Annotated in this window: 14 protein-coding genes and 2 pseudogenes; 8 read left to right on the plus strand and 8 right to left on the minus strand. The window is 70.0% G+C overall.

The window, feature by feature from the left end:
- Positions 1-254: 254 nt before the first annotated feature.
- Positions 255-668, plus strand: a complete 414-nt coding sequence (locus tag ACFCX4_RS06285; protein ID WP_376139329.1) for an ATP-binding protein — start codon at positions 255-257, stop codon at positions 666-668.
- Positions 669-2,042: 1,374 nt separating this feature from the next.
- Positions 2,043-2,510: a VOC family protein gene (locus ACFCX4_RS06290; protein WP_376139331.1), complete on the plus strand. Its 468-nt coding sequence runs from the start codon at positions 2,043-2,045 to the stop codon at positions 2,508-2,510.
- Here the strand turns inward: ACFCX4_RS06290 and ACFCX4_RS06295 are convergent.
- From ACFCX4_RS06295 to ACFCX4_RS06305, 3 genes and pseudogenes are all read right to left on the minus strand, one after another.
- A pseudogene (locus tag ACFCX4_RS06295) lies at positions 2,507-2,745 on the minus strand (IS5/IS1182 family transposase); the annotation flags it as partial. The gene ACFCX4_RS06290 and the pseudogene ACFCX4_RS06295 sit on opposite strands and share 4 nt — an antisense overlap.
- Before the next feature lie 214 nt (positions 2,746-2,959).
- On the minus strand, positions 2,960-3,442 hold the full coding sequence (locus ACFCX4_RS06300) for a hypothetical protein (protein WP_376139333.1): 483 nt from the start codon (positions 3,440-3,442) through the stop codon (positions 2,960-2,962).
- Positions 3,443-3,666: 224 nt separating this feature from the next.
- Complete coding sequence (locus ACFCX4_RS06305; protein ID WP_376139334.1) at positions 3,667-4,662, minus strand: NAD(P)H-dependent flavin oxidoreductase; 996 nt, start codon at positions 4,660-4,662, stop codon at positions 3,667-3,669.
- Between the two features lie 343 nt (positions 4,663-5,005).
- Here ACFCX4_RS06305 and ACFCX4_RS06310 point away from each other — a divergent pair.
- Positions 5,006-5,171, plus strand: a pseudogene (locus tag ACFCX4_RS06310) (transposase); the annotation flags it as partial.
- A gap of 95 nt (positions 5,172-5,266) precedes the next feature.
- A complete protein-coding gene (locus ACFCX4_RS06315; protein WP_376139335.1) occupies positions 5,267-5,779 on the plus strand; it encodes a protein phosphatase in 513 nt (170 codons plus the stop codon).
- Between the two features lie 16 nt (positions 5,780-5,795).
- Here ACFCX4_RS06315 and ACFCX4_RS06320 read toward each other — a convergent pair whose 3' ends face one another.
- Complete coding sequence (locus ACFCX4_RS06320; protein ID WP_376139336.1) at positions 5,796-6,572, minus strand: hypothetical protein; 777 nt, start codon at positions 6,570-6,572, stop codon at positions 5,796-5,798.
- Between the two features lie 364 nt (positions 6,573-6,936).
- Complete coding sequence (locus ACFCX4_RS06325) at positions 6,937-8,067, minus strand: hypothetical protein (protein ID WP_376139337.1); 1,131 nt, start codon at positions 8,065-8,067, stop codon at positions 6,937-6,939.
- 39 nt (positions 8,068-8,106) lie between these two features.
- Between ACFCX4_RS06325 and ACFCX4_RS06330 the strand changes: the two genes are divergently transcribed.
- Entirely contained in the window at positions 8,107-8,367 is a 261-nt protein-coding gene (locus ACFCX4_RS06330) for a hypothetical protein (protein WP_376139339.1), read from the plus strand.
- On the plus strand, positions 8,319-8,597 hold the full coding sequence (locus ACFCX4_RS06335; protein WP_376139341.1) for a hypothetical protein: 279 nt from the start codon (positions 8,319-8,321) through the stop codon (positions 8,595-8,597). Before ACFCX4_RS06330 ends, ACFCX4_RS06335 begins: the two co-directional genes overlap by 49 nt.
- Positions 8,598-8,626: 29 nt before the next feature.
- On the opposite strand, the gene ACFCX4_RS06340 is transcribed toward ACFCX4_RS06335, so the two are convergent.
- From ACFCX4_RS06340 to ACFCX4_RS06350, 3 genes are all read right to left on the minus strand, one after another.
- On the minus strand, positions 8,627-9,109 hold the full coding sequence (locus ACFCX4_RS06340; RefSeq protein WP_376139342.1) for a hypothetical protein: 483 nt from the start codon (positions 9,107-9,109) through the stop codon (positions 8,627-8,629).
- A gap of 359 nt (positions 9,110-9,468) precedes the next feature.
- Entirely contained in the window at positions 9,469-9,708 is a 240-nt protein-coding gene (locus tag ACFCX4_RS06345) for a hypothetical protein (RefSeq protein WP_376139344.1), read from the minus strand.
- Between the two features lie 318 nt (positions 9,709-10,026).
- A complete protein-coding gene (locus ACFCX4_RS06350) occupies positions 10,027-10,392 on the minus strand; it encodes a hypothetical protein (protein ID WP_376139345.1) in 366 nt (121 codons plus the stop codon).
- An 18-nt stretch (positions 10,393-10,410) separates the two neighbouring features.
- Between ACFCX4_RS06350 and ACFCX4_RS06355 the strand changes: the two genes are divergently transcribed.
- Positions 10,411-10,734: a hypothetical protein gene (locus ACFCX4_RS06355; protein WP_376139346.1), complete on the plus strand. Its 324-nt coding sequence runs from the start codon at positions 10,411-10,413 to the stop codon at positions 10,732-10,734.
- A 303-nt stretch (positions 10,735-11,037) separates the two neighbouring features.
- The gene (locus ACFCX4_RS06360; protein ID WP_376139348.1) at positions 11,038-11,550 is read left to right on the plus strand and encodes a GIY-YIG nuclease family protein; all 513 of its coding nucleotides are present in this window, start codon (positions 11,038-11,040) and stop codon (positions 11,548-11,550) included.
- Positions 11,551-11,755: the final 205 nt, after the last annotated feature.

Below are 11,755 nucleotides of genomic sequence, written 5' to 3' on the forward strand. Positions count from 1 at the left end.
GGGTGACCTGTCGAAGGGACCAGGGGAGAACCTGCCCGGTCCCGGATGGCCCGGTATCCCCGCCGTCCCGGACTGCCACAGGGCGATCGGCGGATACCACGGCGGACTCTCCGACCTTTCCCGCACCGGCCCACCTTCGCGGGCCCCGACCACTGGGCCGTGAGGTGCGTCGCATGCGGTCACCGGCTGCGGGCAGGCGTTGGACGCACGCATCCGGAGGCCCGCGAAGGATCCTAAGGTCGGAGGAGATCTGCATGACGAAGATCCACGGAGTGGGGTGGGCCCGGCGCCTTCCGCTCGGCACGGGAGTACGGGCCGGCCGGGAGTGGGCGCGGACGCATCTGGAGGCCCTGGGCTGGAACCGGGACGCACCTGCGGTGGCGGACGCGGTGGTACTGGCGGTGTCCGAACTGACCACCAATGCCCACGTCCACGCCGGCAGCGACGCGGAGCTGGTGCTGACGTGGGACGGGCGCTGTCTGCACCTGAGCGTCCACGACCGTAGCCCCCGGCTCCCCTGTCCGCGATCGGCAGCCCCCGACGCGATCGGCGGACGGGGCCTGGCGCTGGTCGACGCGCTCGCCGACCACTGGCACACCCGCCTGCAGAAGAACGGCAAGACGGTCACCGCCTGCTTCCACCCGCCGGGCGCGGGCCCTTCCCACTGAGCGGTCCGGCCCGGCCGGGGACGGCCCGTCGGCCCGCCACCTGGACCGTCCAGCGCCGCCCGGTCGTGGCCGGAGCTCATCCCCGGCGCAGTGTCGGCAGTCCGCTGAGATCCTGGGGCGGCTGAAGACCCGCCTGCCCGCCGTTCCCCCGCCCACGGCCCACGGCCCACGGCCGAGCAGGTGGTGGCCGCCGTCCGTGCCGAGCCCGCCATGGCCCGAGCCGAGGCCGACGTCCTTCGGAACGACGGAGGCTGAACCACCCGGCCGGGACGACCTGGAGGTATCGGCGGTCGATGGCTTGATGGCGTGTTCGGGGACGCAGTGGCCGGTCTGTCCGATGTCAACCGGAGCGGGAAGTGCCAAGGCACGCTCCGGGGAGGTTCGCTGTCGTCACGGCCCACGACTGGCGTCGGCGGGCCGGGGCTGTCGGTCGGCGGGACACTCGGTGTGGTTCCCGGGTGGGTCCAGTGTGCGTGGGGTGTGCCGGTCGTGAAAGTGCCATGTCCACCGGTTTCCGGTACAGCGTCCTCCGGTTGCCCGGAGACGGGGCGGGCCGGCCGCCCTCATGACCTTCTCCTGCCCGGGTGAAGGTGAACTGTCCTGTAGTGATTGGACGTTGACTTCCAGCTCCGCGTGAACTGGCGTATTGGGCGCTGCCGCGTTCCGGCGGGCCGCCGGAACGGTTCGTGCTAGCAGGAGGGGAAACGCCCCATGCTCTTGAGCACCGCATCCGCTGCTCCGCGGACGGCTGGGCACCGGTTGCGCCGCGGCATCGTGGCACTGGCCGCCGGCGCACTGGTCGGCGGCCTGACCGTCACGAACGCCCCGTACCCCGCGGTGCGGAGCGCGGCGGCGATGGCCGGGGCGTTGCCGGAGGCGCGTGCGATGAGGGCGCCGCCGCCGGCTCCGGTGAGCTTGCCTGATCACAGTCTCGGCCTGCGCCGCGTCGGCAGCCAGGAGCTGGTGCGCGGTGGTGAGGACCGCGGCAGCATAACCGGGGTCCTGCGGGAGACGGTAGTCGCCCCGTACCCGGGGCTCGCGCGGCGCCGGGCCGGCGCTGGCCGCGGGGGCCGGACGCAGCAGGACCGTGGCGGTGTACAGGTCGTCGAAGTAGGTGAGGGCCTTGACGTGTTGGCCGTTTCTGCGTGCGTCGGGGTCGGGTTCGGTGAGCAGGGCGCGCAGGCCTCGCTGGCAGTCGAACTGGTCGGCCGGCACGGTGGTCGGCGCTGCGGGGGTGTCGAGAGCCTGCACCCACCTCGGCTCTGCCCACCGCGGCTCCGGCTACCCGGACGCAGGCCGCCTCCTGAGCGGACCCGTCACCCGGGCGGTCGGTGCCGCCGGGCGCCACGGCCGTGCGCGCCATAGCCTCGGTACATGTCCGACGTCACATCCGCCATGGCCGGTGATCTCCCCGCACCGGTCGAGGGCCTGCTTCTCACACACTTCCTCACGGTCGGCGACGTCCCTCGTTCACGGGCGTTCTACGCCGACATCCTGAGCGGGACCGTGGTGTTGGAGGAGAACCCCTGCATCGTCAAGGTCGCCAACAGCTGGATCATCATGAACCCGGGCGGCGGGCCCACCGACGACAAGCCCGACGTCGTCCTGCGCACGCCGGAGGATCCCGGCACCGTTTCCAGCTTCCTGAACGTACGGGTCGCGGACATCCGTGACTTCTACGCCACGGCGAGCGCCAGAGGTGCCGAGTTCCTCACCCCACCCATCGACCGCCGCGCTGAACTGCGCTGCTACATGCGCGATCCGGACGGATACCTCATCGAGGTGGGCCAGGCCACGGGGATGCTCAGGGGCATCCTGGCGCGGACCGACACGGAGCCCTGATTCAGGCGGTTGATGCACCGCTCGGCCGTGTTGCGTTTCTTGTAGGCCTCGGGGTCGAATCCGGCTGGGCGGCCTCCGCGGGAGCCGCGCCGCAGCCGGTTGCGGACTTGGTCCGCAGGCTGCGGGATTACCGTGCGGATGTGGCGTTCGCGCGGGCGGAGTACGCGCGATCCGCGATCACCGTGTCCGGCCGGGTCCGCGGTCGCCCGGGGCCCGTGCGGGGAACGCGGAAGGCTTCGCCGCCGGCCTGCGCCAGGACTGGGAAGCCGTCATGGCAGGTCTCACGCTCCGCTGGAACTGTGGCCCGGTCGAGGGTCACGACAACCGGGATCAAGATGATCAAGCGCCAGATGCTCGGTCCAGCCTAGCTGGACCTCCTGCGCAAGCGCGTGCTTCTCGCATCATGAAGACCGCGGCGGCTTTCCAGAACCGGCTTCTCATGGCCATTGTCAGCTAGTCGCGTCTCCGGTTCGCACGCTGCCTGCGTCGAGGTGCAGCTCATAGACCGTGGAGCAGTCGGCTGCCAGGGTGGCGACCGGCTGTCCGCAGCGACACGCACGGTTGAGGCCGCGGTCGCCGACGGGTCCGGAGCAGCAGCCCATGCTCGCCTCCGCCAGGAATTCCAGTCCGGGTGCGTCCTCAGGATGGAGGACGACGTTGCTGCGCGGGCCCGCAGACTTCAGGAGCCCTCGCTCATCAGCCTTCCAGCCCGCCCGGCGCTGTGCCGGGCCGTCCTCGTCGTCCGCGTACGGTACGTAGGGGGCGCCCCACGGCTCGGGCTCGATCGCGTAATGCCCCCGGGGCATCGTCGCAGCGGATCTCCGCGTCCCTTGCTCTCTCTCCTCGTACGGAGGCGGTTCCGGTACGGCCGACAGCAGTGTCAGCGGGGGTGTCAGGACCGCACCGCATCCGGAGCAGTGGAAGATCGTCATGCGGCTTTTCTAACCGCACGGCTCCTGTCGCGCATCTGATTTCGGTGCCAGCCGTTGGAGACGGAACCGCTGGACCTCCTGTGACGACCGAGGCAGGCAATCCACTCCACAAGCCGTCCAGAGCCTCGAAGATCATTCACGGCACTCGCGCCAGAGCCCAGAGTTTCCCCATGGACGGCCAGTTGCGGATGTGCCGGTGGGTGCCCGCTTTCGGCTGGATGTCGTTAGCCGTGGGTTTGTGGCCGGTTCTCCGGCTGTCGCCTGCCGGCCCGGGTCAGTGCGTCCTCGGCTTGGGCGGTCAAGGTGGTGACGAGGTCGGCTGCGGAGGGTAGATCCGTGATGAGGTCGACTGCCTCGCCCGCCCAGACCGGCATCGGGGGAATCACTCCGCTGACCATGTCGTCCTGGTAGTCCTGACGGGCCCGCGGGTCGCGGGCCAGCTCGGCTTCCCGGCCGCGCCATCGGTCGAGGTAGGGGTGGCCGAGTGTGCGGGCCGTGTACTGGTTGGTCGGCCAGCTCGCGCCGCGGGCGATGTCCAGCACACTGTTGCGCTCGGTGTCCTGCCCGCGCCCTTCGATCAGGGCCCTGCCGACGGAGGGATCGACCAGGGCCTCGGCCGTCGCCTGGAAGCGGGTGCCGATGAGAGCTCCGGCGGCGCCCAGGGCCAGTGCCGCAGCGAGGCCCCGGCCGTCTGCGATCCCGCCGGCTGCCAGGACGGGTAGCGGTGCCGCGAGGTCCACCACGAGCGGCACGAACGGCAGTGTGGACCGTCCGCGGCGGGCACCGTGCCCACCACTCTCCGTTCCCTGCGCCACAATGACGTCCGCGCCCAGGTCCACGGCCCGCCTGGCCTCCTCCAGATCGGTGACCTGAACCATCACGATCGCGCCTGACCGGCGGATTCGATCGACGAACGGGCTCGGGTCCCCGAAGGAGAGCATCACCGCCGCGGGCTGGAACTCCAGCGCCCGTTCCACCGCGCTGGCATCGACCGCCCAGGCCAGAAAGCCGACACCCCAGGGCTGATCGGTGCCCTTCGCCACGATCGACAGCTCCCGCGCCAACCACTCCCGGTGCCCGTACGCGCCGCCCACCAGCCCGAGCCCGCCCGCCCGGGACACGGCTGCTGCCAGCGCACCCCCGGCCGCACCACCCATCGGCGCCAGCACAATCGGGTGCCGCACCCCCAACAACTCCGTCAACTCCGTCGCCAAGGCCATGGCCCTCATGATCGCTCCTACGCCGACTGGCGGGGAGGGAATCGGGGAACCGGCTCCACCAGCACCGCATCGAACTGCCGACGGTCGGCGGCTACGCGTCGTGACATCCGCGGCCGGGTGACTTCCCAACAACTGGCCGAGACTGGGGAATCCGAACTGGCCACCAACACCGGACCCGGCCGCCGCCGCGCCACATGCTCCTGTGGTGCCCACCGCTCGTCGCCGTGCCGGCCGGCGTCATGGGCCCGCTGGTCGGCGTGCTGCCGGTGGCGCGCCGGCCGCTGGTGGTGAAACCGCTGACGGTGGCCTGCAGGCGCTGTCGGCGGGCCGCCGGGGCCGCTGACCCGGACGACTCACCCCGGCGCGAGTCCGGCGAGGGTTCAGGAACATCCGCGCGAAGTCGCTCCTCCCGGCCAGTGCGCCGAAACCTGGAAGGCCCTGGCCCAGGCCGACCCCTCGGCTCCACCAACCGGCAGAAGGCCCCGCGCTGCGACGTGGGCGAGACCTAACTGCGTGATCTGACGATGAAGGAACGACGACAGCACATCGAGCAGGGAACGCGGCCGCCTGACCGCGTCGTTGGTCCACATCGAAAGGAGTGTCCGTGAAGACACGTCAGAGGGACCGAGGCGCCCCCGAACCGCAGGCACCGTGGAACGAGGTCAGGCCCCGGCTATGGCAGGGCGGGCACTTCTGGGCCGGGCCTGACGGCGAGGTGCAGACCGCTGTTGTCGGTGCTGAATTCGACCTGGTCATCAGCTTGTTCACGCGACCGGGCCACGGACCGCACCCCGGAGTAGACCACTTGATCAGTGAGATCCCGGACGGCCCGCTCACGGCTGAGCAACTCCACTCGGTCCAGCAGCTGGCCGTCACGGCAGCTGAGGTCGTACGGAATGACCGCACTGTTCTCGTGCGCTGCCACTCCGGCTACAACCGCTCCGGCCTCGTCGTCGCACAGACCCTCATCGAGCTGGGTCAGGACCCGGCGACCGCCATCGCGCTCATTCGACACAGTCGATCGCCCTGGGCCCTGAACAATCAGACCTTCGAGCAGTACCTCAGTACGGGACTCGACGTCGCCTACCTCCTAGCCGGACTCGAAACCCGCACTTGATCAACAGCACCAGAGGTTAAAGAACAAGCTCAGGTTCCGTCGCCGTTAGCGGAAAGGGCACTGAAGCCGTACGAGTCGGCCTCGGAGCGGGCGACGGTATCCCTGGGGCACGGCCATCGAGCAAACCGGCGCGGGCGGTGAACTCCGGCACCAGCAGACGCAGCGCCCGGCGTCCGTGCAGCGCGACAAGGAGCCCGATCTCCCCCGGCCCGGCCGGCGCGGCACCGGGAAGGGGATGCAGGCGGCGCATCTCGCGCAACAGCCGGTGCCCGGCCAGCGTCCGCGCCGGGGCGCACAGGAAGGTGAGCGAGAGCACGGCCAGGGGCAGACCCGTCCAGAGGGCTTCACGCGCCGCGACGGCCACGGCCGCACCGCCTGCTGCCGTGGTCAGCATGCCAGCCGCTGTCAGCCGAGCTCGGCCGCATCGCAGGCCACGCCCGGCCAGTTCGGCGCGCACCTCTTCCCGAGCCCGCCGCACAGCCGGAGCGGCGGTATCAGCCAACGACAACTCCCGGCCGAACGCCGTCCACACGACCCGGTGCAGGGAGGTCGCGTCACGTCCGGGTCCGGTATGCACGACCCGCCGAAGCAGGCCACGCAGACCGACATCGATCGCCCCCGCAAGGTGGAGTTCCACCACGCCCACCGTCAGCGGGGCCTTCGAACCGCCCCGCACTCCCGCGACACCGGCCGCCGCCAGACCGTCTGCCCGCCCCCTAACAGGCAGCCACGGCAACAGCCCCGCACCGACGAGCCCGGCCACCATGCACACGAGACCGATCAATCCCATCACGCCCCCCGTCAACTGACAGCAGGCCCTCCCCGGTCCGCCCCCAGAAGAATGACACGGCCGGATGACCGCCGCTCAGCAGTCAGGCCCCGACCCTGCGCCTACTGCATACCACCGGCAAATCGCAGGGAGCGCCATCTGCCATCACCGACAACACGACGAAAACCTCAGTAGTCACCGGTGGCCTCCGGCTCACCCCCGTGGGTGCGGGGAGAGCAGCGGCTCACCGGACCGGCGGACGGTCACCTGCGACTGACCCCCGCGGGTGAGGGGAGGACGCGTTGCCGTTGGCGTCCACGGTGACGGAGAGCGGCTGACCCCCGCCCTCGCGGGGAAGACACGACCCACGTCTTGGTTGAGTTCTGGATCACGCGAGGGCGATACCACTGTCTCCGCAACACCCGGACGAGTGATCATCGGGTCCGCACCTTCGAAGCTGAACGGGCGCGAGGGTCGGCTTCTGCCGTAAGGTTCGCGGGGCCCATGGGTCGTCGTGCTCGGTTGGATCAGACTGTTCGGGGTGGAGCATTTCTCGAACGCAGCGCCGCAGTCCGGTCTCGTTCGACCCGCCGACGGAGGCCATCCAGGGCAGGTCGTCCATGGCGTGGGCGCGCTCGTCGGTGGAGAGGCAGTCGACGAGCGCGCGCAGGTCGTCCGGGGCGGGTTCGTCCGTGAGGCCGAGCCAGCCGATCGCGGCGGCCAGCCGGGCCTCGGGGGCTTGAGCCCGGTCCCGCCAGCGTTCTCGCATCCACACAGTGGTCGACGGGTGGGGGTGGGCACGGGTGGCTTCGGCCGTGGCGAAGACCAGGGCGGCGCGCACAAGCGGGTCCTGCTCGGCGTCGAGCCGGGCGTGGAAGGCAGCACGAACCGCGTGGTCGAGGTCGGTAGCGGCGGCCAGGGCGTAGGCGGCGTGGATCCGGATCGCAGGCTCGGGGTCGTGCAGAAGGGGTTTCAGGAGGGTGCCGTCTGCGGTGACCGCAGCCCGGGCGGCGGCAACTGACCAGCCCGCCGGGTAGCCGGTCACCTCGACCCCGTAGTTGTCGTAGAGGTCCTCGTACTGGGTGTCGGCGCGATGGAGCAGCAGTTCGCCGTGGGAGGCGACGCCGAAGTAGCGGGCGCGGGCCGGGGAGGAGGCTTCAGCGAGCGCGTCGGCACGGTACGGGTTGCGGGTGTCCGCAGCGATCCGGATCAGGAACGGTACGGCGAGCACAGCGGCGGCCCGCATGTCGTTGGCGCACATACCGCTCACAACACCCATTCCGACACTAACGGGTGAACTGCCGGTACGGAGCAGGTCGATGGCCTCCCTGACGTGATTCCCCTGCGGGAAGTTCTCCCAGGGGACTTCGTCGAGTAGGAATCCGTCCTTGGCCTTGGTCCGCATGGCGGCCACCACCGCACGCACATCGAACGGCCCGCCCACGAACGAGGAAAGGTCCGCCCCGTCCGCCAGCGCTCGGCATATTGCGAACGTCGGTTCGGTTCGCCACTCGCCCACCCCATACCACCCCGGCCCTGAGTCTGATCGGAGTAGATCATGCCTGAGCGCACAGACAGGCTGACCCCCGCGCCCGCGGAGTGGTCCACCGCGGCGTGTCGGCTCGCCTACGAGCAGAACGCCTCGATCATCTACGTGGAGTGGAACTTCGGCCGGGACATGGCCGTCCTGGCGATCTCGAACTCGTGGGAAGCACTCCAGCGGGCCGGGGGCATCCCGGAGACCGAGCTGATGCCGGCGATCCTGCCGGTGTGCGCGAAACAGGAAAGCTGCTCCGCGCGGGGCCGGTGGCGCAGCTGATGGTGCAGGACCGGGTGCGGCTGCGCGGCGTGTTCACCGACCTGGAGAAGGAGTGGGTGACGTGGATGCCGGCCGACCCGGACTCGCCGGGCCGGATCGACGCCTCGTGCATCCTGGCGTACGGCCTGATCCCGGAGGCGAACCGCGGCGCGATCGTGCACGTGCCGCTGTTGACCGCGCCTCAGCCGGGCGGCCATGCGTCGCAGCAGAGCCCGGCGGCCCGCCTATAGGGGAGAAGGATTGGCCGTTGATCTCGCGGCTAGCGGAGCCAGTGGGCGTTGCTCCAGGAGCCGCAACTGTAGTCCCCGCCCGCTTCGGTCAAGCACTCCTTGACCTGAATAGCGTCCTCGCCGTTGCTGATGTTGATCCTGGGAAAGCTGACGGTCCTGGTCTGGTAGTCGTCCTTTCCTGAAGCGCTGACGCTGTAGGCCGACGACGATCCTCCGGTTGCCAATCCGAAGCGGATGTAGAGGCGGGCTCCGTGGCTGTCGGTGGCAGTGTCCGTGACTGCGATGGTCGTCACCACGGATTCGACGTTGTTCGGGTACTGCACCGCGTAGGTCCCTCGGCCGTATGCGCCCACTACGTCTCCGTCGGTGCCGGTCGCGGTGTAGTCGGGGACGATGACTGCCGCCGTCGCGGGACCGGCAGCCATGAGTACGGCCGAAAGCGCCAACGCTCCACCGGCGGCGGCAAAACGAATCCTCCGCAACACGCATCCCTCGGCAATCTTCTTTCTCACGCGTTCCTCCTATCGGTATTGAGGAGATTGTGCACGTCAGATGCCAGGGCCGCACAGAGTTTTTTCTGCCAACTTGGATGACTCTTGAAATCCCTGGCGCGGGACAGGTGTGGAATATCTTCTTCTTGTGTCCCGAATTAGGAGGGGTGCCGGGTGTTGCTGCTGATGGATAACGCGAAACGGCCTCGATGGGCGTATTGTGCTCGTGGTGTACGGCCTGCGCCCGGAGGCCAGCAAGGGCGATCGTTCACGCTCCGCCGCCGATCGCGCCTCAGCTGGGCGGCAGTGCAGCGCAGCCGATCCCGGCGGTCGGCCTGTACGGGCGCCGGCTCAGCCGATGAGCCCGCCCGCGCTGGGCACTACCCTTCAGGCAGATCGTCTAGGGGGAGGTCCCCGTGAAAGGGCTGGGGGTTGATCTCCCCGCCCATCCCCGAGAACGCCTTGGCCACGGTGAGCAAGAGCGGGCCGAAAATACTCATGACCTGTCCCGAGGTGACCCAGTCCAAGGAGAGGAAGTAGGCGCGGTCTTCGGGACTGCCCTCCTCGATGTCGTAGCTCTTGAGGATCGTGATGTTGTGGTCGGCCGAGCTCACCATCACGCGGGTCTGGAACGTCGGCGAGGACGGCCTTGGTCGACTGGCTGAGCCTTGAGACGGGCTGCTGCCCCTGCAGGTCCCGGCGGATCGTGTTGATGCGTTCCGCCATGGTCGCCAGCCTCCCGCGGCGGGCAACTACCTCTAGGATCTCGGGGCTGCTCAACCGGCCCTGCACTTCGTGCGGCCCGTGCGCGCGTGGAGTGACCCCAGGCCGTTCAGATCTCGGCGGAGGAGTTGACGTGCGGCCCGTACGCGCGGGGTCATCCGGCCTGACCGAGTAGCCGACGTTCGAGGCCGGGGTTGAGGGCCCGGCGGCGAGGATCAGGTCGGGCGGTGGCCAGTCAGTTGGTGCCAGCGATCGTAGGCGGCTTCCAGTTCGCGCCGCGCCCGGGGGATTCGCACGTCGTTCTTCGCCCGGTCGGTGACCTGCCGCAGTTCCCGCTCAGCCCGGCGGCGGCCGGTGGTGTCGGCGAGGGTGCGCTTCAGTTCGGCCTCGGCCGCCGGGATGAGAGCGCGGCGCCGCTTCCCGGCAGGCCCGGCGTCGGCGATCGCGTTGTGGATGTGGACGACGAAGGCCCGCACGGTTGCTTCCGGGATCTCGGTGAGCGGGAGGGTGACCAGCTCGCGTCGGCCGTCGGGCGGGGTCAGGTAGAGGAAGGCATCGGTGAGGGAGTAGCGGTCGTCCACCTCCAGCCCGAGGAGCGGGTGGTCCGTGCTGGTGAGGGCATCGGTGTTGACGCGCAGGACCTGCTCGTAGAGGTCCAGGTGCTCGCCGAGGGAGTGGAGCAGCGGCCCGGTGCCGGGGGTGCGGAGTGCGGCGAGGCGTTGCTCGGCCTGACGGATGCGGTTCTCGTGCTGGCGGGCGGCGGTGTCGGCGGAGGAGCGGGCGCGCTCCTGTTCGGCGACGATCTCCCGCTCGGCCCGTCGCAGGTTGTGGCGGGCGGTGCGCAGGTGTTCGCGGTCCTGGTGGCGGGGGTCGAGGGGCGTGCCGCCAGGTGCCGGGGTACTGGCGCCTCCACCAGGCCGTAGTGAGGGCGGCGGCCAGGGCTGGCAGGCCGGCCCAGAAGAGGCTGGTCCATACGGCTTCGGCAGTCACGGTGTTGTCTCCTGGTCAGGGACGGCGTGCGGTTCGGTCGGCTCCGGTGTGGTGTTCGCCTTCCGCCACCGGCTGCTGGGGGTCGGCATCGCCAGCCGCACCGTCGGTGAGCATGCCAGAGGGCGGTGCGCGCGCGGGACGTGTTGAGGGATCCGGTCGGGCGTGGGAGTGTCACCTCGATGACCCCGTGGCGGTGCCGCTGCATGGCCTGCGGCGGCGAGGTCTCGCCGACGCGCATGAGGGTCCGTACCGGCGGGGGCTGCCGGTACTGCGCCAGCCACGGCTTCGACCTCACCGCCCCGGCCCGCGTCTACGTCGTGCAGCACCACCAGCACAATGCGGTCAAAGTCGGAATCGGCGGTACCGCCGGCCGCAACGAGCGAGTCGCCCAGCACCGTCGATCCGGCTGGGTCCTCGTCCAGGACTGGCACTTCGCAACCGGTGTCGAGGCCCACGCCGTCGAGCAAGCTGTCCTCCAGCAGCTGCGCGAAGCCGGACACGGCCCCTACCTCAGCCGGGACATCATGCCGAACGGCTGGACCGAGACCTTCGACGCGGACCTCGTCACACCCACCGCTCTCGCCACGATCGTCAAGGCCAGCATCGCCGACCTGGCCGGGACAGTGAAACCCGTACCAAACCGGACGATCCTGCGACCGGATCGCTGGAGCGTCCGCACAGGCCCCTCCACGGTCGGGCGGCGGACGCCAGCCCGAAAGGCCGGTCGCGGCCAACTCCCGCTCTTCTGAGATCGAACAATTGCTACGGCAAACGGTGGCGCCGTGATCGGCACCGCCCTCTGCTGTGGCCCCGGTGGCATGCATCCCGGAGCCGGAGCTGGAGCCGGAGCCTGAGTGCTGCGGGTTGGCGGACTACCAGGTCACAGGGACCACGGCGCGGATGAGCCGGACCGTGTCGTGCGCGGAGAGCCGACCGGCCTCTCCTCCGATCGTC

The organism is Kitasatospora sp. NPDC056327, assembly GCF_042261735.1.
Lineage (GTDB): Bacteria > Actinomycetota > Actinomycetes > Streptomycetales > Streptomycetaceae > Kitasatospora.